The sequence below is a fragment of the Variovorax palleresanus genome, assembly GCF_051144945.1.
In the GTDB taxonomy this organism is placed as follows: Bacteria; Pseudomonadota; Gammaproteobacteria; order Burkholderiales; family Burkholderiaceae_C; genus Variovorax; species Variovorax paradoxus_S.
Genome location: NZ_JBJNVP010000002.1, coordinates 3,911,151 through 3,932,200, shown reverse-complemented (window position 1 = coordinate 3,932,200; position 21,050 = coordinate 3,911,151). Strand labels below are relative to the sequence as shown.

Here is a 21,050-nt window from a genome sequence, read left to right as displayed (position 1 = left end):
ATGAAACGCTGGCTCCGGCGTCTCGCATTCACGCTGCTGGGGTTCACGGTTGCGGTATGCCTGTATGCGGCCGTGGCTTGCGCGATGGTGTTCTGGCCGGCCAATGCAAAACCCTCGGCGCAAGCACCCGCGGAGGCACCCGCCGTGGAGGCCTGGGTGCTGAGCAACGGCCTGCACACCGATCTGGTGTTCCCGATCCGCTCGGCGACCATCGACTGGCGGCAGCTCTTTCCGTTCGCGCATTTCAAGGCCGTGCCGCCCGATGCGGAATTCATCGCCATCGGCTGGGGCGACCGCGAGTTCTACCTGCACACGCCCACCTGGGCCGACCTGACGGCCGCGCGCGCCTTCGGTGCGCTGTCTGGCGGCAACCGTGCGCTGCTGCACGTGACCTACCTGCGCCGCGCGCAGCTGCGGCACGGCGCCTACCAACTGCCGCTCTCGCAGGCGCAGTACACGCAGCTCGTGGACTACGTGCGCACCTCGCTGCCCTCGGGCCGCGCGGTGCCCATTGCGGGCGCGCACTACGGCAACGACGACGCCTTCTATGAAGCCGAAGGCGGCTATCACCTCTTCGAGACCTGCAACACCTGGACCGGCCGCGGCCTGCGGCGCGCGGGTGTCACGGTGAGCCGCTGGACGCCGTTCGACTTCAACGTGACGTGGCACCTGCAGCCGGTGCGGCCCTGACGCACGGGAACAAAGAGCCTCCATCGCACCAGCGTCGATTGCGGCGTCCTACAGGAAGCAATGGCCGGTGCAGGCACAAGCGCTGGGTACAGTCACCACCCGAACCACATGCCGGCCCGCTCCACACCGCTCTCGTCGCCCACACCGCCTTCGAAGCCGACGCCGATCGCCAATGGCCTGGTCTACGTGAATCCGGACATGCCGGGCATCCGGCGCCTGAAGCAGGGCGACCGCTTTCGCTACCGCGATGCGGAGGGCCGCTGGGTGCGCGATGCGGACGAGCTCTCGCGCATCCGCATGCTGGCGATTCCGCCGGCCTACAGCCAGGTCTGGATCTGCCCGCTGCCCAACGGCCACCTCCAGGCCACCGGCATCGATGCCCGGGGGCGCAAGCAGTACCGCTACCACGCCGACTGGCGGCTCTTCAAGGACGAGACCAAGTTCGAGCGCCTCGAGGCCTTCGGGCTCGCGCTGCCGCGCATCCGTGCCCGCGTGGCGCGCGACCTGCAGGAAGGCGCGGGCGCGGCCACGTCGGCGCCCGGGCGCCAGCAGGTGCTGGCGGCGCTGGTACGCCTGCTCGACACCACGCTGCTGCGCGTGGGAAACGAGGAGTACGCGAGCAGCAACGGCTCCTACGGCCTGACCACGCTGCGCAACCGGCACGCGGCCGTGCGGGGGGCGGCGCTGCGGCTGCGCTTTCGGGGCAAGAGCGGCGTGATGCACGAGGCCCTGCTCGACGATCCGCGCGTGGCGAAGGTGGTGCGCCAGTGCCAGCAGTTGCCCGGCCAGGCGTTGTTCCAGTACCAGGAAGAAGAAGACGGGCAGCTGCGCAGCGTGTCGTCCACCGACGTGAACGACTACATCGCCGAAGCCTCGCCCGGCGAGCGCTTCACGGCGAAGGACTTCCGGACCTGGCACGGCACGGTACAGGCGCTGGAACTCACGCGGCTGGCCTGCGAGCCGGACCGTGTGGCCGCCGACGGCAACCGCTACAGCGCCAAGGAGATCCTGGCCGCGGTGGCCAGGCAGCTCGGCAACACACCCGCCGTGTGCAAGAAGGCCTATGTCCACCCGGCCGTGCTGGCGCTGGGCAGCGCGCTCGCGGGCGACCGCGAAGACGCCTCGTCGGAAGTGCTGCGAAAGATGACGGCCCGCAGCGCGGCACGCAAGGCGCGCGGACTCCACGCCGCGGAACAGCGCTTGCTCGCCTTCTTGCGGATGCATCGGCACACCCAGGCGCGCGAGCTTCGTGAACTTGGCAAGACGCAGAGGGCCAGCGCCAAGCGCAGCCCAAATCGCAGCGCAAAGGCCGCGCCGCCCGGGAGGCAAAGCGGAGCGCCGAGGCTTCAGGCCGTGGCGAGCGGGAACCGCACGCTGTCGCGCTCGAGCGCCACGGTGTAACCCAGGTCTTCGGCCAGGCTTTGCAGCGCGATCGCATCGATGGCCAGTGCGCGCGGTGCGCGGTGCGCGTCGAGCACGGGGCTCACGCCGCTGGACTCGCGCGGCAAGGCGCTCAACCGGAGCGCATCGTCACCGTCGGCCTCGATGCGGATTGCACCGGCGTCGGACGCGCCATCGTGCAGATAGCCGAGCCCGCCCAGGAACAGATAGCGCAGCGCAGCCCCTTGCGGCCGTCGAGGTTCGTGCGCCTGCGGTTCGAGCGCGGGGTCCACATCGAGCGCCACGCCGTGCATGTCGAAGGCAGCCCGCATCAGGCCCACGCATTGCGACACCAGCGCGCTGCGCGTGATGCCGTCGTCCACTGTGGCCAGCTCCCAGTCGCGCAGCGAACGGATGCCTTCCACCAATTCGGACACCTGGTTGTCGATGAGCGCGACGCGTTCCTCGCAGGCGGCCACATCGATGGACGGCGCGCTCATCTGGCGCTTGAGCATGAGCAGGGCCATGCGTACCACGGAGACCGGCGCCGCCATGTCGTGCCGCAATGCCGGCAAGGCGCGGGTGAGCAGTTCGTGCCGCACGCCAGCTGCAATCCAGCTGCGGGCTCCGGGCGAGGCCTTCATTGCGCGGCGGGAGACGAAGGCTTCGCCTCGTTGGGTGGGCAGGCCTGCAGGCGACCGGGGCCTGTGGGTCGGGGGTCGGCAATGGGCACGTTCGGCACGTTCACTTTTTCGCGTCCTGAAGCGGGGATGCAAGAAGTATCGGCCCCCCCTCCCTGACCGAGTGTAGGAGCGTACCTACGTATTCGGAAGCTGGGATCGCTCGAGGCTGCAGATCCGCGGCAAATGACCGCGATCGTGGTCAGGTCTTGCCGAGATAGACCCGCACGTCTTTCACTTCGACACCCGCGGCCGCGACGGCCGAGCGCAGCTGCGCCTCGGTCACGCCCAGCGTCTGGGTCCAGTAGCGCACCTCGTGCGGCTCGTTGACATTGATGCGGGTCCGGTCCTCGGGGCCGCGCTTGTTCGGGTCGTCTGCCATGGCGTGCGTCCTGTGTCTCCTGTATCGATGCACGAACGATGCGCGCTCTTCCTCCGCGGCACTGGCGGACGGCGGCGCGGCTCCTTGCAGGAAATGTCCGAAACCAGCGCGGGCTAACGACAGCGTGCCTGCAGTTCGCGCTTGAGCACCTTGCCGTTGGCCGTGGTGGGCAACGCCTGGACGGTCTCTATGCGCGCGGGCCGCTTGTACGGCGACAGATGCTCCGCCAGGTAGGCGCGCAACGCCGGCTCGTCCAGCACCGTGCCGGGCTTCATCTCGATGAACGCGACGATCTGCTCGTTGCCGTCGGCCTCGGGCACACCCACCACTGCGCAAAGGTGCACGCCTGCGAAGCGGCCGATCACGGTCTCGATCTCCGCGGGATACACGTTGAAGCCCGACCGGATGATCATCTCCTTGAGCCTGCCCACCACGAACAGCGCGCCGTCCGCATCGAAGCGGCCGAGGTCGCCGCTCGCATACCAGCCGCCCGGGCGCATGACCAGCGCGGTGGCCGCGGCATCGCGGAAGTAGCCCAGCATGAGGCCGGGTCCACGCAGCCATATCTCGCCCGTTTCGCCCGGCGCGACATCCTTGCCGCCGGGGCTCACGATGCGGGCTTCTCCACCTTCGACCACGTAGCCCGCCGACGTGTCCGCGCGCGGTGCCTCCACGCGCGTGAGGAACACCGAGCCCGCGTACTCCGACAGGCCGTAGCCATAGTGCAGCGGCTGGCCGAACAGTGCCTCCACGCGCTGCTTGAGCCCCAGGTCGAGCGGCGCCGAACCGGTATACACATAGCGAAGCGCCGGAAGGCGCGGCACGATGCGCTCCGCCTCGACGTGGGCCAGGAGGCGCGCATACATCGTGGGCGGCCCCAGCAGGTTCGACACCTCTTCATGCGCCAGCGCGTGCAGCATGTCGGCCGGCGAGAAGCTCGCGCGCAGCACCAGCGCGGCACCGCCGGTGAGCGCGGCCATGAGCACCGTCCCAATGCCGAAGATGTGCGTCATCGGCAGGAAGGCGTAGACCCGGTCGCGTTCAGTCAGCGAGCGCACGGCGGCCGATACGCGGCCGAAATGCAGCAGGCCGCAGTGCGACACCATCACGCCCTTCGGCGTGCCGGATGTGCCTGACGTGAAGATGATGGCGGCCGTATCCGCCAGCGCGGGGTCGGCTTCGGGCCGGGCCTCGGCGCGCACGGCCGAGCGCATCACGCCGGGCAGCGCGGAGGGCACCGCGCCGGCGCGGCCGGCATGCTGGCGCGCGGCGTCCGATGCGGCGGTGGTGAAGTAGCACAGCCGCGCGTCGGCGCGCTCGGCAATGGCCACGATCTCGCCGGGCGACATGCGCGCGTTGACGCCGCACGACCACGCACCGACGCGGCTGCACGCCATGAGCAGCGCAATGTGCGCGGCGCAGTTCTCGGCCACCAGCAGCACGCGGTCGGTCGGCCGCACGCCGGCGGCCAGCAGGTCTTGCGTGGCCGCTTCGGCCATGGCCTGCAACCCGGCATACGACACGCCGCCCGCCGGTTCGAAGAGAAAGACCTCTTCGGGCGTGCGCGAAGCGCGTGCCTCGAGCAGTTCGTGGATTCGCGTGATTGCCATCGGCTATTCCGCCTCGATGCCCTTGGACGCGGTAGCCCAGAGCTTGCGGTCGGCCTGGCCCTTGGCCGCGAGCAGGTCCGCACTGCCGCTCCAGACCTCGTAGCCCTGTTCGCGCAGGCGATTGGCAATGTCCTCGCGCGCCAACGCCTTGTGCGCGGCCGCGTTGATGCGGGCGACCAGCGCCGGATCCAGGCGCGCAGGGCCATAGAGGCCGAACCAGCCGCCCACGTCGTAGCCGGCCACACCCGACTCGATCATCGTCGGCACCTCGGGCAGCATGCGGTTGCGCTGGCGCGAGGTGACGGCCAGTGCGCGCAGCTTGCCCGACTGGATGAACGGCCGCGAGGTGGCGATGATGTCGAACATCATGGTCACGGTGCCGCCCATCACATCGGCCAGCGCAGGTGCGCTGCCCTTGTACGGCACGTGCGTCAGCTGCACGCCGGTCATCTTCTCGAGCAGTGCGCCGCTCAGGTGGTTCGATGCACCGATGCCGGCCGAGCCATAGAACACCTTGCCCGGCCGCGCCTTCGCATAGGCCAGCAGCTCGGCCACGCTGTGCACGGGCAGGTCCTTGTTGACCACCAGCACGTTGGTGTAGTCGACCAGCGGGGCGATGGGCACCAGGTCTTTCATCGGGTCGAAGGGCATCTTGCGCTGGACGTTCGGATTGATGGTGATCGTCGGGCTCGCGCCGAAGAAAAGCAGCGCGCCGTCGGGCGCGGCCTTGGCGACTGCATCGCCGCCCACCGAACCGCTGGCGCCGGGGCGGTTGTCCACGATGACCTGCGTGCCGAGCTCCTGGCCCAGCGCCGGCGCGAGCAGCCGTGCGGCGCCGTCCACCGGGCCGCCCGCGGAGTAGCCGACCACGAGCTTGATGAGCGGCGGCAGCTGCTGTTGTTGCTGCTGCTGCTGTGCCAGGGTGCGCGACGGCATTGCGGCCACCAGTGCGCTGCCTGCCAGCGCGGCCATGGCATGACGGCGTGTGAAGTCGATCGATTGCATGAGCGTTGTCTCCTGTTGTGTATTTCTTCAGCGGCTCGCATCGCTCAGGCCGGCAAGTCCAGAACCTGCCGCGCGAGGATGTTGCGCTGTATCTCGTTGGTGCCGCCGTAGATCATTGCGGCCGTCGAGCCGATCAACGGGGACAGCACGTTGAAGCTCTGCCCGTCCAGCACCTGGTCGCCGGCTACGGCCCCCTGCTCTTCGCCCGCCTCGACCAGCAGTGCGCCAATGCGGTGGTAGGTTTCGCTGGCCCAGATCTTCAGCAGCGAAACCGAAGCCGGCAGCGGCTTGCCCGCGCGCACGATGTCGGCAAAGCCCGTGTACGCCGCCGACAGGTCGAGCACGTCGAGCCGCAACGCCGCAAAGCGCTGCGCGAACACGGGGTCGGCAAAGAGACGCCTCGCCTCTGCCAGCCGCGCGAGCTGGCCCAGCGCGTACTGCGACTGCTTGGGACTGCCGAGAAAGATGCGCTCGAAGCCCAGCAAGGCCTTGGCAATGGTCCAGCCGCCGTGCAGCTTGCCCACGAGGTTCTCGGCCGGCACGCGCACGTTGTCGAAGAACACCTCGCAGAACTGGGGCTCGCCCGCGAGCGTGTGGATGGGCCGCACCGTGATGCCCGATGTGCGCAGGTCGCACAGCAGGAAACTGATGCCCTCCTGCTTGCGCGCGGCCTTGTCGGTGCGCACGAGCATGAAGATGTGGTTGGCATCCTGCGCGAGCGTGGTCCAGATCTTCTGGCCGTTGACGATGAAGTGATCGCCCTCTGCATCGCGCCCGGCCACGGCCTCCGTGCGCAACCCGGCCAGGTCGGAGCCCGCGTTGGGCTCCGAATAACCCTGGCACCACACATGCTCGCCACTCACGATGCGCGGCAGAAAGCGTTGCTGCTGTTCGGGCGTGCCGTGCTGGATCAAGAGCGGCCCGATCATCACGATGCCCTGGTCCGGAGCGCGCGCGACGCCGTACTGCTCGAGTTCCTCGATCCATGCAATGAGCTTGTCGGCCGGCAGCCCCATGCCGCCATGCGCCTGAGGCCAGGCCGGCGCGATCCAGCCCTGCCCCGACAGCGTGAGATACCACTCGCGGATCTCGCTCCAGCGCGCGCGGTGCGAGAGGTAGCGCAGCTGCTGCGGATAGCGCTGCTGCAGAAAGGCGCGCACCATGCGCCGGAACTCGGCTTCGGGCATCGCGGCCCAGTCGGCGCTGCGTGGGAACTCGCCCTCCCATACGGCGGTGGCCGGCCGCGCTTCCGCGCCATCGGCCAGCGCGGCATGGCGACGCTGGTGCGCGGCGACATTGCCGAGCCACGCTGCAAGGCACAGCGTGCGCTTGTAGTACAGGCTCAGGTCGCACTCCTGCGTATAGCCGATGGCGCCATGCAACTGCACCGCCGTGCGCGAGGCCTGCAGCGCCGCAGCGGTGCAGCGCGCATTGACGCGGCTGGCTTCGGCTTCGAGCCGCTCGGCGGAGAGCGCCTGGCCCGCCAGTGCCAGCACCTCGTCGAGCGCGGCCTGCGCCACTTCGAGATGAATGAACATGTCCACGCAGCGGTGCTGCAGCGCCTGAAAGCTGCCGATGGGTTTGCCGAACTGCGAACGGGTGCGCAGGTAGGCCAGCGTCTGCGCGAGCATGGCTTGCCCCACGCCCAGCAGCTCTGCCGCCTGCAGGATCTGGCCCGCCGCGAGCGCATGGCGCAGCGCGTCCTGCGCGGCCGGGCCTTCGGCCAGCACCGATTCCGCCGGCAGCGCCACCTGCTCGAAGCGCAGGTTCGCGGCCTGGCTGCCGTCCACCAGCGGCACCAGCGTTTCGCTCACGCCCTCTGTGCCGCGCGGCACCCACAGCAACACCGCATCGTCGCTGCCGCGCGCCGACACCAGCCAGCCACTGGCCGCCGCGCCGGGCAGCACCATGAGCTTTTCGCCCTGCAGCAGCACGCCGCCGGCGTGCCCCGCGCGCGGCTCGCAGCCGCAGGCCAGAGGCACCGCGCTCAGGTCGCCCGCGCTCTCCTGCCAGGCCAGTGCCGGCAGGCTGCGGCCCGCGACGAGTTCCACCAGCAGCGCGTGCGCGCCCGGTGTGCCGAGCCGCGCGAGCAACAGCGCGCTCAGGCCGGCCACCGCCAACAGCGGCTCGGGCGCGACGTGCTCGCCCGCGGCGCGGAGGATTTGCGCGGCGCCCGCCAGCTCCAGGCCCAGCCCGCCCGCGGACTCAGGTGCCAGCATGCCGGTCCACCCCAGTTCGGCGATGGCGCTCCAGCCCTGCGCCTCGTCGGCATCGGGCCGCTCCATGCGCTCGCGCCGCCGCTGGATCGAACGGCTGCGCACGAAGTAGTCGAGCGCGGCGTCGCGCATGGCTGAGAGTGATTCGATATCCATCGCCGCAGCGTGACAGAACACCCCGCCGCGCGGCATTTGCATTTGCCGAAGGGAGGGTTTCGCAATCACAGACCCACCTCGCGCGAGAGCGGCATAGATTCGGCGCATGCCTACAAAGATCAAGAAATCCCTGCACACCGAACTCGGCCACAGCACGCCCGACAAGATCACCGTGCGCGGGCGCGACCTGCCCTCCGAGATCCTCGGCCACCTGAACCTCGGCGACATGGCCTTCCTGGAGCTGACCGGCCGCATCCCGACGCCGCAGGAATCCGTCACCTTCAACGCCATCGTCGTCACGCTGGTCGAGCATGGCGTGACGCCGAGCGCGCTGGCCGCACGCCTCACCTATGCGGGTGCGCCCGAAGCCTTGCAGGCCGCCGTGGCAGCTGGCCTGTGCGGGCTGGGCACGGTGTTCGTGGGCAGCACCGAGGGCGCGGCGAAGATGCTCTACGAGGCCATTCCCTTCGGCGAGAAACCGACGCGGCCGCTCGCCGAGATGGCGCAGGAGATCGTCGGCGACCATCGCGCGCGCAAGCAGATCGTGCCGGGCCTCGGGCATCCGCTGCACAAGCCCATCGATCCGCGCACGCCGCGCCTGTTCCAGATTGCCGAGGAGAACGGCCTCTCGGGCCACTACGTGGCGCTGATGCAGGCGGTGCAGCAGGAGGCCGAGCGCGTCTCGGGCAAGTCGCTGCCCATCAACGCGACCGGCGCCATCGGCGCCATTGCCGCCGAGTTCGGCTTTCCGTGGAAGATCATTCGCGGCTTCGGCGTGATGGCGCGCGCCATCGGGCTCGTGGGCCACATCCTCGAGGAGATCGACGACCCGATGGCGATCGAGATCTGGCAACGTGTAGAAAAGGAAGCCGGCGGCCCGCGCCAGGATTGAGCACCCATGAACAGCCACAACGACACCCGCTTTGCCGACATTCGCGACGCCGTGCGCGACCTGTGCGCGCAATTCCCGAACGAATACTTCCGCAAGATCGACGAGGCGCGCGGCTATCCCGCCGAGTTCGTCGATGCGCTCACCCAGGCCGGCTGGATGGCCGCGCTCATTCCGCAGGAATACGGTGGCTCCGGTCTCGGGCTCACTGAAGCCTCGGTGATCATGGAAGAGATCAACCGCTCGGGTGGCAACTCCGGTGCCTGCCACGGCCAGATGTACAACATGGGCACGCTGCTGCGCCATGGCAGCGAGGCGCAGAAGCGCAACTACCTGCCGCGCATTGCCACCGGCGAGCTGCGGCTGCAGTCGATGGGGGTGACCGAACCCAGCACCGGCACCGACACCACCAAGATCAAGACCACGGCCGTGAAGAAGGGCGACCGCTACGTCGTCAACGGGCAGAAGGTGTGGATCTCGCGCATCCAGCATTCGGACCTGATGATCCTGCTGGCGCGCACCACGCCGCTCGCGGACGTGAAGAAGAAGTCCGAGGGCATGTCGATCTTCATCGTCGACCTGCGCGAAGCCATTGGCAACGGCATGACGGTGCGGCCCATCCTGAACATGGTGAACCATGAGACCAACGAGCTCTTCTTCGAAAACCTCGAGATCCCGGCGGAGAACCTGATCGGCGAGGAAGGCCAGGGCTTCAAGTACATCCTCGACGGACTCAACGCCGAGCGCACGCTGATCGCGGCCGAGTGCATCGGCGACGGCTACTGGTTCATCGACAAGGTAACGGCCTACACCAAGGAGCGCGTGGTGTTCGGCCGGCCCATCGGGCAGAACCAGGGCGTGCAGTTTCCGATCGCCGAGGCCTTCATCGAGATCGAGGCCGCGAACCTCATGCGCTACGAAGCCTGCAGACTGTTCGATGCGCGCGAGCCTTGCGGCGCGCAGGCCAACATGGCGAAATACCTCGCGGCCAAGGCCAGCTGGGAGGCGGCCAATGCCTGCCTGCAGTTCCATGGCGGCTTCGGCTTTGCGTGCGAATACGACATCGAACGCAAGTTCCGCGAGACGCGGCTCTACCAGGTGGCGCCGATCTCGACGAACTTGATCCTCAGCTACGTCGCCGAACACATGCTCGGCTTGCCACGTTCGTTCTGAAGGCCTCTCATGACTTCATCGAATCATCCCAGCCAAACCCTGGCCACTTTCGCTGCCGAGCTGAAGTTCGCGAACATTCCCGCCCCGGTGCTGCGCCGCGCCGAAGACCTGATGCTCGACTGGCTGGGCTCTGTGCTCGCGGCGCGCACGGCGCGGCCGGTGCGCAGCATCGAGCGTTTCGCGCAGATGATGGGGCCCGCCGAAGGGCCGAGCGAAATACTCACTTCGCGCCGCACCAGCTCGCCGGTGTTCGCCGCGCTGGTCAACGCGGCGGCTTCGCACTACGTGGAACAAGACGATGTGCACAACGGCTCGGTGTTCCACCCCGCGGCCGTGGTCATCGCGCCCGCGCTGGCCGTGGCGCAGAGCCTGGGTGCAAGCGGTGCGCAGTTGCTGACCGCCGTGGTCGCAGGCTACGAGGTCGGCATTCGCGTCGGCGAGTTCCTGGGCCGCTCTCACTACAGGACCTTTCACACCACCGCGACGGCGGGCACGCTGGCCGCCGCGGCTGCCGTGGGCAGCCTTCTCAAGCTCACGCCGCAGCAGATGCTGCACGCCTTCGGCTCGGCCGGTACGCAGTCGGCCGGCGTGTGGGAGTTCTTGCGCGATGCGGCTGATTCCAAGCAGCTGCACTGCGCGCATGCGGCCGCGAGCGGACTGATGTCGGCCTATCTTGCGCAGGATGGTTTCACCGGTGCGGCCAAGGTGCTCGAAGGTGCGCAGGGCCTCGGCGTGGGCATGTCGAGCGATGCCGATCCCGCGAAGCTTACCGACGGCCTCGGCACGCGCTGGGCGCTGGCAGAAACCTCGTTCAAGTACCACGCCTCGTGCCGCCACACGCATCCGGCGGCCGACGCGCTGCTGCAGGTGATGGCGCAGAACAACCTGAAGCACGATGACGTGGCGCACGTGACCACGCATGTGCATCAAGGTGCCATCGACGTGCTCGGCCGTGTCGCGGTGCCGGCCACCGTGCACCAGGGCAAGTTCTCGATGGGCACGGTGCTGGGGCTCATCGCAGTTCACGGCCGCGCGGGCCTGGGCGAATTCGACCGCGACTTTCTCGCGCCCGAGGTGGCCGCTTTCCGCGACAGGGTGGCGATGGAACTCGATGCCGAGGTCGACACCGCCTACCCCGCGCGCTGGATCGGCAAGGTCAGCGTGCAGACCCGTGACGGCCGCACGCTGCAAGGCCGCGTGGACGAGCCCAAGGGCGACCCGGGCAACAGCCTGAGCCGCGCAGAGCTCGAGGACAAGATGCAGCGCCTGGCGCACTACGGCGAAGGCGCCACGGCCGACGAGGCCAAGGCCTTGTGCCGGCGCATCTGGCAGCTGGCCGACGCACCGCGCGTGGAACGCTGGCTGCCCTGAGGGCAGCACGGCACAAGCGCCGGCTAAGGCGCGACGAGATGATCGAACAGCTCGCGCGCCGAGGCGGGCAGCTGTTCGCGGTCGCGCGCAATGAGCTTGAGTTCGCGCTCGGCCCATGCATCGCTGAGGGCGACGGTCGAGATCCGCATCGCCATCGACAGCCGCTGCGCGGATGAGGCCGGCAGCACGCCGACGCCCACGCCCGCCTCGATCATCAGGCAGATCGCCTCGAAGCTGCTGACCTGGATGCGCGGATTGAAGCCGCGGCCGGCCAGCTCGGCACGGCGCTGCAAGAAGCGGTGAATCGCGCTGCCGTGGTGCAGGCCCACGTGCTGCTCGTCGAGCGTGTCGGCAAAGGCCACCGAGGGTGCGCCCGCAAGGTGGTGGGTGACGGGCACCACCAGCACGAGCTGGTTGCGGCCGAAGGGGCGCGCATCGAATTCTCCGGTGTGAACGTCGCCGGCCAGGATGCCGATGTCGGCCTCGCCGTCGGCCACCGCGCGCACGATTTCTTCGCTCAGGTATTCACGCAAATCCACCTGCACGGCCGGATGCTGGGTGAGAAAGCCGGCCAGCTTTTGCGGCAGGTATTCGGTGATCGAGGTGGTGTTGGCGAACACGCGCACATGGCCCTTGATGCCCTTGCCGAAGTCCTGCATGTCGCAGCGCAGGTGCTCCATCTGCTGCATCACGCGCTTGGCGTGGTAGAGCACCGCCTGGCCCGCGGCCGTGAGGCTCACGCCCTGTGCGCTGCGGTGCAGCAGCTTGCCGCCCACGGCTTCTTCCATCTGCTTGATGCGCGTGGAGGCGGCCGCGAGCGAGATGCAGGCTTTTTCGGCGCCGCGCGTGAGGCTGCGCGCCTCCGCCACGTAGACGAACAGTTTCAGGTCGAACAGATCGAAGTGCAGGTTCACCGGACGAGCGCGCCAGAAAGAAAGGGAGCGTGCATTGTCCGGCGAATGGCGTTGTCTGCGCCCTTCTCAGGGTTTGACCTCAGATGCCGGGCTTCAGACGGGGTCCCAGCTGAACACGTCCGCCGAGCGGTCCAGCGGATAGAAGCTCGCGCGCATGGCGGGCATGGCGTGCTCGGCAATGCTCTCCGGCGTCCAGCCTTCGGAGCGATGAATGGAGCGCACCGGCCGCGGCTGGCTGATGAGCGAGATCTCGTTGTTGCGCACCGAGAAGATCTGGCCGTTGACCGCGCTGGCCGCCTCGCTCGCCAGGTACACCGCGAGCGGCGCCACCTTGGCGGGCGTCATCTGCTTGATCTTGTCGACGCGGGCGCGCTGCTCGTCGGTGTCGGTGGGAATGGCGCCGATCATGCGGCTCCACGCGAAGGGCGCGATGCAGTTGGAGCGCACGTTGAACTTGAGCATGTCGAGTGCAATCGACTTCGACAGCGCCACGATGCCGAGCTTGGCCGCCGCGTAGTTGGCCTGGCCGTAGTTGCCGATGAGGCCCGAAGTGGAGGTCATGTGCACCAGGGCGCCCGAGTTCTGCTCCTTGAAGTGCGTGGCCGCCGCACGGCTCACGTAATAGGCGCCGTAGAGATGCACCTTGAGCACAGCGTCCCACTCGTCGACCGACATCTTGTGGAAGAAGCGGTCGCGCAGGATGCCGGCGTTATTGACCACGGCGTCGATGCGGCCGAAGCTCTCGACCGCGCATTCGACGATGCGCGCCGCGCTGGCCGCATCGGCCACGCTGTCGGTGTTTGGCACGGCCTGGCCACCGGCGGCGCGGATCTCGTCCACCACCTGCTGCGCCGGGCCGGCGCTGCCGCCCTCGCCGTCGAGCGCGGCGCCGATGTCGTTCACCACCACCTTGGCGCCGTGGCTGGCCATGGCCAGCGCAATGTCGCGCCCGATGCCGCCGCCCGCGCCGGTGACGACGACTGTTTTTCCTTCAACCATGTGTGTCTGCTCCGGAAATCCGCCCGCGGTTCACGGGCAGATCCAGAATGCCACAGGGCCGGGACTGCGAGTTTCTGATTTCCGAAGAGGGGCTTCGGCGACGCGCTTTGCTTATTGCCGCGCGGTGCGGATGTTTGGCGGCAGCGCCTGCGGCCAGCTGGTGCGAAACGGATTGATGTCGAGCCCGCCGCGCCGCGTGTAGCGTGCGTACACGGCGAGCTTGTTGGGCTGGCACTGGCGCCAGATGTCGGTGAACATGCGCTCGACGCAGGGTTCGTGAAACTCGTTGTGGTTGCGAAAGCTCACGATGTACGCCAGGAGGCCGGCCTGGTCGATGGCCGGGCCGCTGTAGCGGATCTGCACGCTGCCCCAGTCGGGCTGGCCGGTGACGAGGCAATTGCTCTTGAGCAGGCGGCTGGTGAGCGTTTCGTTCACCGGCGGCTGGGTGGTGTCGCTGGACAGCAGTTCGGGCGCGGGCTGGTAGTGCGTGCACTCGATGTCGAGCCGGTCGAGATCCAGGCCGTCGAGTTCGTGCACCGGCTCGCGGTCGAACATGTCGGGCGCCAGCAGCTTCACGCCGATGCCGGCGGACTGGTCGCTGCCGCGCCAGAGCGCTTCGGACAGGTCGATGCGCAGGCGGTCGCGCACGGCATCGAGGCTCGCGAAAGCGGTGCTGTTGAAGCTGTTGAGGTACAGCTTGAACGACTTGCTCTCGACGATGTTGGGCGTTTCGCAAGGCACGGTGAAGTGCGCAATGGCCAGCTGCGGCTTACCGCGCAGGTTGAGCCAGCTCACCTCGAAGGCGGTCCAGAGATCGGCGCCGAAGAAAGGCAGCTGGGCGCCGATGATGCCCATGGCCTCGCGCTGGGTGGCGCGCGAAATCGGAAAGAGCAGCGAGGGGTCGTACTTGTCGGCGTAGGCCGAGGCACGGCCCAGTTGCGACTGCTCGGGGGTGTTGGGGTTGTCGGGGGCGTTGTCGAGGCTCATGGCTTTTCCTTGGCGTCCACGGCATGCGCGAACGGGGCAATGTGGTTGGCGAGGATGGTGCAGACCTGCGGCGGCAGGTCGTGGCCCATGCCGGGAATGCCGATGAACGTCGAGCCCGGAATGCGCTCCGCCGAATCCTTGCCGCAGGCAATGGGCACGAGGGCATCGGCTTCGCCGTGCAATACCAGCGTGGGTCTCTGGATGCGCGGCAGGATTTGCGGGCGATCGTCATCGGCGCCAATGGCCAGCATCTGCCGCATCAGCCCGGCCGGGCGGTACGAACGGCGCATGCTGAAGGTGAGGCGTTCGGCCAGCTCTTCGTCGGTCTGGGGATAGGCCGGGCTCTGGATCAGGCGCAGGAGCTTGATGCTGTGCGCCACGAGCTCGGCCTCGCTGCGGCCCAGGGGCCGGCGCATGAGCATGGCCGTGACTTCGCGGCGCGGGCCGGGCAGGCCGCGCGCGCCGCTCGAACTCATGATGCTCACGAGGCTGGCAGTGCGCTGCGGCGCACTGGCGGCAAGGCGCTGCGCGATCATGCCGCCCATGGAGGCCCCGACGATGTGGGCCTTGGCAATGCCCAGCGCGTCGAGCACGCCGATCGAGTCCTGCGTCATGTCCTGCAGGGTGTAGGGCGAGCGCACCTTCAGCCCGAGGCGGTGGCGAACGGTTTCCCAGACGATGTTGCCGGTACCGGCATGGTCGAAGCCCTGGCTCAGGCCGATGTCGCGGTTGTCGTGGCGCACCACGCGAAAGCCCGCGTCGACCAGTTGCCGCACGAAGCCGTTCGGCCATGCGACCAGCTGCATGCCCAGGCCCATGATGAGCAGGACGACGGGTCGTCCCTCGCCGCCGGTATCGTCGACCTCGATCTGCAGCCCGTTGGCGGTGACTTTCATCGGTTCCTTGCGGCTATTTGAATTCGCGTTCGCGCAGCCACTTGGTGGCAACCCACTTCTCGCCCGCGAGCACGGGCGCGCCGCCATGCAGCGTGCGGGTGGCGGGGTCGGGTTCGTCGTAGCTGAAGAACACGCCGGTGCCGCGCACGGGCGCCACTTCCAGGCCCACGTCGGGGAAGGTGGTGGCACCGCCCTGCTCGGGCTCCTGCAGGTACATCACGAGCGTGGCCACGCGCTGGCCGCCGCGCTTGAGGATGGTGGGCGTGCCGGGCTCGCCCGGGTCGAAGTAGTCGTAATGCGGGCGGTACTGGGCACCGGGCGCATAGCGCAGGATCTGCAGGCCTTCGCCGAATTCGACCGGCCAGCGCAGCAATGCGGCAATGCGCTGCTCCAGGCGCGCGACGATCTCGTTCTCGCCGCGCTCGAAGAACATGCCTTCGCTGGTGCGGTCGACGTTCAGCACTTCGCCGCCGGTGCGGGTTTCGACCGTGAGCGAGCGCGCCAGACGCACCCGCGCGGCGGCAATCAGGCCTTCGCATTCCTCGGGCGAGAGCAGGTTGCCGAACACCACCACGCGCGGATGCCGCATGGTGTGCAGCACCTGCACGCGGCGGTCGCCCGCATCGATGTAGAGCGGCGCGCCTTCGAGGTCGGGGCCGGGCATGTCGGTGCGCGGTGTCTTCGCAGCCACTTCCAAGTGCGGAAAGCCGGCTTCGAGCTGAGCCAGCGCGAGATCGGTGGCCGCATCCTTCCAGCCGGCGGCGCGCATCGACGCGCGCAGCGCGGGCACCGAATGCCCGGCCGCTAGCTGCGACACCAGCCACTCCCTCAGCTCGGGACTGATCGCCTGTGACATATCAAGCCTTCCTCCTGAACACCAGCCTTTCGGCCGTTGAAGCCTTGGCATCGAAACCATAACCCTCGAGATCGAATTTTTCCAGCGCCTTGGGCGTGGCCGCCTTGTGCAGCACCGCCCAGCGCGCGAGCAGGCCGCGGGCGCGCTTGGCGTAGAAGCTCACGATCTTGTACTTGTCGCCCTTCCATTCCTCGAACACGCATTCGACCACGCGGGCCTTGAGCGTCTTCAGGTCCACCGACTTGAAGTATTCCTGCGAGGCGACATTGACCACGACAGGCGTGCGGTCTGCCGCCAGGCGCTCGTTGAGGTGTTCCGCAATGCGCGAGCCCCAGAAGGCATACAGGTCCTTGCCATGGCGGTTGGCCAGTGCCGTGCCCATCTCCAGCCGGTAGGGCTGCAGCAGGTCCAGCGGACGCAGGAGGCCGTAGAGTCCGCTCAGGATGCACAGGTGCTCCTGCGCCCAGGCCAGCTGGGTGGGCGTGAGCGAGCGGGCATCGAGGCCGCCGTACACGTCGCCGTCGAATGCGAAGGCGGCCTGGCGGGCATTCTTCGGCGTGCTCTTGCCGGCCCAGGCCTGGTAGCGCGCCACGTTGAGGGCGGAGAGCTTGTCCGACAGGTGCATGAGCTCCGAAATCTGCAGCGGCGACTTCTCGCGCAGCAGCTTGATCAGTTCGACCGAAGGGCCGCGCGGGGATTCGAAATGGGGTTGGGTGGCGGGGATTTCGGCGGGAACGGGGGTGTCGTAGTCGAGCGACTTCGCAGGGGAAAGCAAGAAGAGCATCCCGGAATTATGTGGGGTGGGGCTCGCCCGGGGCCGCCCCGGTAAAATCGCCGGCTATCCCACCCTTGTCTCCACGGCTCCCCCGAAGGCGCCGTTCTGCATCTCCCTGCATCTCCTGCATCTCCAATGAGCGAATCCACCACCCCTTCCGCCCAGCCTGGTCTGGACAGCCTGTCCAAATCGTTCGAACCCGCCGCCATCGAGGCGGACTGGGGCCCGGAGTGGGAAAAGCGCGGCTATGCCAAGGCCGGCTTCCGCGGCACCCAGGAGCCGAAGGAAGGCGCCGATTCGTTCGCGATCCAGCTGCCGCCGCCCAACGTGACGGGCACGCTGCACATGGGCCATGCGTTCAACCAGACCATCATGGACAGCCTCGCGCGTTACCACCGCATGAAGGGCGACAACACGCTGTGGTTGCCGGGCACCGACCATGCAGGCATCGCAACGCAGATCGTGGTGGAACGGCAGCTGCAGGAGCAGAAGATCAGCCGCCACGACATGGGCCCGACGCCCGCCGAGGCCCGCAAGAACTTCGTCGCCAAGGTGTGGGAGTGGAAGGAAAAGAGCGGCAACACCATCACCGGCCAGATGCGCCGCATGGGCGATACGGTCGACTGGAGCCGCGAATACTTCACGATGGACGACGACCTTTCGCAGGTCGTGACGCAAACCTTCGTCTCGCTTTATGAAGAAGGCCTGATCTACCGCGGCAAGCGCCTGGGCAACTGGGACCCGGTGCTCAAGACCTCGGTGAGCGACCTCGAAGTCGAAAGCGAAGAGGAAGACGGCTCGCTCTGGCACATCGCCTATCCGCTGGCAGATGGCAGCGCCACGCTGACCGTGGCCACGACGCGGCCCGAGACCATGCTGGGCGACACGGCTGTGATGGTTCACCCCGAAGACGAGCGCTACAAACACCTGATCGGCCAGCGCGTGAAGCTGCCGCTGGTGGACCGGTTGATTCCCATCATTGCCGACGACTACGTCGACAAGGAGTTCGGCACCGGCGTGGTCAAGGTGACGCCCGCGCACGACTACAACGACTACGCCGTCGGCCAGCGCCACAAGCTCGAGGTGATCGGCATCCTCACGCTGGACGCCACCATCAACGACAACGCGCCTGAAAAATATCGCGGCATGGACCGCTTCGTCGCGCGCAAGGCCATCGTGGCCGACCTCGATGCACTCGGCCTCCTGGTCGAGGTGAAGAAGCACAAGCTGATGGTGCCGCGCTGCGCGCGCTCGGGCGCCATCGTCGAGCCGATGCTCACCGACCAGTGGTACGTGGCCATGACGCGGCCCGGCGCCGACGGCACCTCGATCGCGCAGAAGGCCATCGACGTGGTGAAGACCGGCGAAGTGCGCTTCGTGCCCGAGAACTGGGTCAACACCTACAACCACTGGATGGAGAACATCCAGGACTGGACCATCTCCCGCCAGCTCTGGTGGGGCCACCAGATCCCGGCCTGGTACGACGACGAAGGCAATGTGTACGTGGCGCACGACGAAGCCGAAGCGCAGGCCAAGGCCCCGGGCAAGACCCTGCGCCGCGACGAAGACGTGCTCGACACCTGGTACTCGGCGGCCCTGGTGCCTTTCTCCACCCTCGGCTGGCCCGAGAAGACGAAGGACCTGGAGCTGTACCTGCCCTCGAGCGTGCTGGTGACGGGCTACGACATCATCTTCTTCTGGGTCGCCCGGATGATCATGATGACCAAGCACTTCACCGGCAAGGTGCCGTTCAAGGACGTGTACATCCATGGCCTGGTGCGCGATGCGCAGGGCAAGAAGATGAGCAAGTCGGAAGGCAACGTGCTCGACCCGGTCGACCTGATCGACGGCATCGCATTGCCCGAGCTGCTCGACAAGCGCACGCAGGGCCTGCGCAAGCCCGAGACCGCGCCCGCGGTGCGCAAGAACACGCAGAAAGAATTTCCCGAAGGCATTCCGGCCTTTGGCGCCGATGCGCTGCGCTTCACGTTCGCTTCGCTGGCGTCGCTCGGCCGAAGCATCAACTTCGACAGCAAGCGCTGCGAGGGCTATCGCAACTTCTGCAACAAGCTCTGGAACGCCACGCGCTTCGTGCTGATGAATTGCGAAGGGCAGGACTGCGGCCTGCGCGAGCACACCAAGGAAGAGTGCGCGGTCGGTGGACCGGCCCACGGCTACCTCAAGTTCAGCCGCGCCGACTTCTGGATCGCCTCGCAGCTGCAGCGCGTCGAGGCCGAAGTGGCCAAGGGCTTCGAGGAATACCGGCTCGACAACGTGGCCAACGCCATCTACCAGTTTGCGTGGGACGAGTTCTGCGACTGGTACCTGGAGATTGCCAAGGTGCAGATCCAGACCGGCGACGATTCGCAAAAGCGCGCCACGCGCCGCACGCTGATCCGCACGCTCGAAGCACTGCTGCGCCTCGCGCATCCGGTGATTCCGTTCATTACCGAAGAGCTGTGGCAGAAGGTCGCGCCCGTCGCAGGACGCGAGGGCGAATCGATCATGGTGGCGGCCTATCCGAAGAGCCAGCCCGAGAAGATCGACGAAGCGGCCGAAGCGCACGTGGCGCGCCTGAAGGCGCTGGTGGATGCGTGCCGCACGCTGCGCGGCGAAATGAACGTGTCGCCCGCGGTGCGCCTGCCGCTCTATGCGGTGGCCGACGATGCCGAGGGCGCGGCTTTCTTGCGCGATGCGGCACCGGTGCTGCAGGCCCTGGCCAAGCTCAAGGAAGTGAAAGTGTTCGACGACGAGGCCTCATGGTCGGCAGCGGCCGAAGCGGCGCCCGTGGCCGTGGTGGGCACGGCACGGCTGTGCCTGCACATGGAGATCGACAAGGCCGCCGAGCGTGCGCGCATAGGCAAGGAAATTGCTCGCATCGAAGGCGAGATCCTGAAAGTGAACGGCAAGCTCGGCAATGAAGCCTTTGTAGCTAAGGCACCACCGGCTGTCATCGAACAGGAGCGCAAGCGCCTGAGCGATTTCAGTGCAACGTTGGAACGTCTTCGCGATCAGCTTGTGCGTCTTGGCTGACACACATGGATCGGGGCAGGGTTTAGCATGACAAAGACGGTATTTCGGTACCGTTTGCTGACTGTAAAACCTTCTTCTTCAACTGAACGAACAGACGCCCAAATTGTCCATGCCCACTCCCTCGACACGCATCCGCAAGGCCGTATTTCCTGTTGCAGGTTTCGGCACCCGCTTTCTGCCCGCTACCAAGGCGCAGCCAAAGGAAATGCTGCCGGTTGTCGACAAGCCACTCATCCAATACGCGGTTGAGGAAGCCTACGCGGCGGGCATTCGCGACATGATTTTCGTAACGGGCCGAAACAAACGTGCCATCGAAGATCACTACGACACCGCCTACGAACTCGAGAGCCAGCTCGAGGCCAGCGGCAAGCTCGAACTGCTCAACATCGCGCGCTCGGTCATGCCCGACGACATGACCTGCTCCTACGTGCGCCAGCCGCGCATGCTGGGGCTCGGCCATGCGGTGCTGTGCGCCGAACACCTGGTGGGCAACGAACCCTTCGCCGTGCTGCTGGCCGACGACCTGATGGTCGGCCCCGTGGGCGGTGCACCGGTGCTCGCACAGATGACCGCCGCCTTCGGCAAGCTCGGCGCCTCGCTGCTCGCGGTGCAGGAAGTGCCGCTCGAGCACGTGAAGCGCTACGGCATCGTGGCGGGCGAATCCATCGGCGACGATCTCGTGAAGGTCGATCGCATGATCGAGAAGCCCTCGCCGGACAAGGCCCCCTCGCGCCTTGGCGTGGCGGGCCGCTACATCCTCACGCCCGGCGTGTTCGACGAAATTCGCAACCAGCCCAAGGGCGCGGGTGGCGAGATCCAGCTCACCGACGGCATTGCGGCGCTGATGAAGAAAGAATCGGTCTATGCCTATGCCTACAAGGGCATTCGCTACGACTGCGGCAGCAAGGAAGGCTTTCTGCAAGCCTCGGTGGAGCTTGCGCTGGCGCACCCCGAAGTGGGCGCGCAGTTCCGCGAGTATCTGAAGAGCCTGGAGCTCTGAAAAAAAAGGGCCCCAACCGGGGCCCTTTTCTTTTTCTT

The 21,050-nt window shown here is 67.4% G+C and carries 18 protein-coding genes; 7 read left to right on the top strand and 11 right to left on the bottom strand.

Annotated elements, in window-relative coordinates; translation table 11 throughout:
- Window positions 1-690, top strand: coding sequence for a TIGR02117 family protein (locus ACJ7Z0_RS22285; protein ID WP_434791569.1), 690 nt, complete (start codon window positions 1-3; stop codon window positions 688-690).
- A gap of 108 nt (window positions 691-798) precedes the next feature.
- Complete coding sequence (locus ACJ7Z0_RS22280) at window positions 799-2,091, top strand: DNA topoisomerase IB (protein WP_434791568.1); 1,293 nt, start codon at window positions 799-801, stop codon at window positions 2,089-2,091.
- Here ACJ7Z0_RS22280 and ACJ7Z0_RS22275 read toward each other — a convergent pair.
- The 5 genes from ACJ7Z0_RS22275 to ACJ7Z0_RS22255 all read right to left on the bottom strand — a co-directional run bounded on the left by ACJ7Z0_RS22275 (window position 2,037) and on the right by ACJ7Z0_RS22255 (window position 8,119).
- Window positions 2,037-2,714, bottom strand: coding sequence for a hypothetical protein (locus ACJ7Z0_RS22275; RefSeq protein WP_434791567.1), 678 nt, complete (start codon window positions 2,712-2,714; stop codon window positions 2,037-2,039). The genes ACJ7Z0_RS22280 and ACJ7Z0_RS22275 overlap by 55 nt on opposite strands.
- 238 nt (window positions 2,715-2,952) lie before the next feature.
- Window positions 2,953-3,132 carry a DUF3606 domain-containing protein gene (locus ACJ7Z0_RS22270; RefSeq protein ID WP_431123909.1) on the bottom strand — a complete coding sequence of 60 codons (180 nt, stop codon included), beginning with the start codon at window positions 3,130-3,132 and terminating at the stop codon, window positions 2,953-2,955.
- A 113-nt stretch (window positions 3,133-3,245) separates the two neighbouring features.
- Window positions 3,246-4,742, bottom strand: coding sequence for a class I adenylate-forming enzyme family protein (locus tag ACJ7Z0_RS22265; protein WP_434791566.1), 1,497 nt, complete (start codon window positions 4,740-4,742; stop codon window positions 3,246-3,248).
- Between the two features lie 3 nt (window positions 4,743-4,745).
- Complete coding sequence (locus ACJ7Z0_RS22260) at window positions 4,746-5,747, bottom strand: Bug family tripartite tricarboxylate transporter substrate binding protein (RefSeq protein ID WP_434791565.1); 1,002 nt, start codon at window positions 5,745-5,747, stop codon at window positions 4,746-4,748.
- A 44-nt stretch (window positions 5,748-5,791) separates the two neighbouring features.
- Entirely contained in the window at window positions 5,792-8,119 is a 2,328-nt protein-coding gene (locus ACJ7Z0_RS22255; protein WP_434791564.1) for an acyl-CoA dehydrogenase family protein, read from the bottom strand.
- A 106-nt stretch (window positions 8,120-8,225) separates the two neighbouring features.
- On the opposite strand from ACJ7Z0_RS22255, the gene ACJ7Z0_RS22250 reads away from it, so the two are divergent.
- Genes ACJ7Z0_RS22250 through ACJ7Z0_RS22240 form a run of 3 tightly spaced genes read left to right on the top strand, consistent with a single transcriptional unit; the run spans window position 8,226 to window position 11,552 of the window.
- On the top strand, window positions 8,226-9,011 hold the full coding sequence (locus tag ACJ7Z0_RS22250; RefSeq protein WP_434791563.1) for a citryl-CoA lyase: 786 nt from the start codon (window positions 8,226-8,228) through the stop codon (window positions 9,009-9,011).
- 6 nt (window positions 9,012-9,017) lie between these two features.
- Window positions 9,018-10,181, top strand: coding sequence for an acyl-CoA dehydrogenase family protein (locus ACJ7Z0_RS22245; protein ID WP_434791562.1), 1,164 nt, complete (start codon window positions 9,018-9,020; stop codon window positions 10,179-10,181).
- 9 nt (window positions 10,182-10,190) lie between these two features.
- Window positions 10,191-11,552, top strand: coding sequence for an MmgE/PrpD family protein (locus tag ACJ7Z0_RS22240; RefSeq protein ID WP_434791561.1), 1,362 nt, complete (start codon window positions 10,191-10,193; stop codon window positions 11,550-11,552).
- Window positions 11,553-11,575: 23 nt separating this feature from the next.
- Here ACJ7Z0_RS22240 and ACJ7Z0_RS22235 read toward each other — a convergent pair whose 3' ends face one another.
- The 6 genes from ACJ7Z0_RS22235 to yaaA form a co-directional block, all read right to left on the bottom strand.
- Window positions 11,576-12,466 (bottom strand): LysR family transcriptional regulator, encoded by an 891-nt coding sequence (locus ACJ7Z0_RS22235; protein ID WP_431123929.1) that lies wholly within the window; start codon window positions 12,464-12,466, stop codon window positions 11,576-11,578.
- Between the two features lie 93 nt (window positions 12,467-12,559).
- On the bottom strand, window positions 12,560-13,465 hold the full coding sequence (locus ACJ7Z0_RS22230; RefSeq protein WP_431123931.1) for an SDR family NAD(P)-dependent oxidoreductase: 906 nt from the start codon (window positions 13,463-13,465) through the stop codon (window positions 12,560-12,562).
- A 111-nt stretch (window positions 13,466-13,576) separates the two neighbouring features.
- Window positions 13,577-14,452 (bottom strand): NADPH-dependent 7-cyano-7-deazaguanine reductase QueF, encoded by an 876-nt coding sequence (queF, locus tag ACJ7Z0_RS22225; protein WP_434791560.1) that lies wholly within the window; start codon window positions 14,450-14,452, stop codon window positions 13,577-13,579.
- The gene (locus ACJ7Z0_RS22220) at window positions 14,449-15,348 is read right to left on the bottom strand and encodes an alpha/beta fold hydrolase (RefSeq protein WP_434791559.1); all 900 of its coding nucleotides are present in this window, start codon (window positions 15,346-15,348) and stop codon (window positions 14,449-14,451) included. The genes queF and ACJ7Z0_RS22220 overlap by 4 nt, the downstream gene beginning before the upstream one ends.
- Before the next feature lie 13 nt (window positions 15,349-15,361).
- Complete coding sequence (locus tag ACJ7Z0_RS22215) at window positions 15,362-16,204, bottom strand: 2OG-Fe(II) oxygenase (protein WP_434791558.1); 843 nt, start codon at window positions 16,202-16,204, stop codon at window positions 15,362-15,364.
- A 1-nt stretch (window position 16,205) separates the two neighbouring features.
- Window positions 16,206-16,988 carry a peroxide stress protein YaaA gene (yaaA, locus tag ACJ7Z0_RS22210; protein ID WP_434791557.1) on the bottom strand — a complete coding sequence of 261 codons (783 nt, stop codon included), beginning with the start codon at window positions 16,986-16,988 and terminating at the stop codon, window positions 16,206-16,208.
- 126 nt (window positions 16,989-17,114) lie between these two features.
- Between yaaA and ACJ7Z0_RS22205 the strand changes: the two genes are divergently transcribed.
- Together ACJ7Z0_RS22205 and galU are read left to right on the top strand one after the other, a co-directional pair.
- The gene (locus tag ACJ7Z0_RS22205; protein WP_434791556.1) at window positions 17,115-20,012 is read left to right on the top strand and encodes a valine--tRNA ligase; all 2,898 of its coding nucleotides are present in this window, start codon (window positions 17,115-17,117) and stop codon (window positions 20,010-20,012) included.
- Window positions 20,013-20,121: 109 nt separating this feature from the next.
- Entirely contained in the window at window positions 20,122-21,012 is an 891-nt protein-coding gene (gene galU, locus ACJ7Z0_RS22200; protein ID WP_434791555.1) for a UTP--glucose-1-phosphate uridylyltransferase GalU, read from the top strand.
- Window positions 21,013-21,050 lie beyond the last annotated feature (38 nt).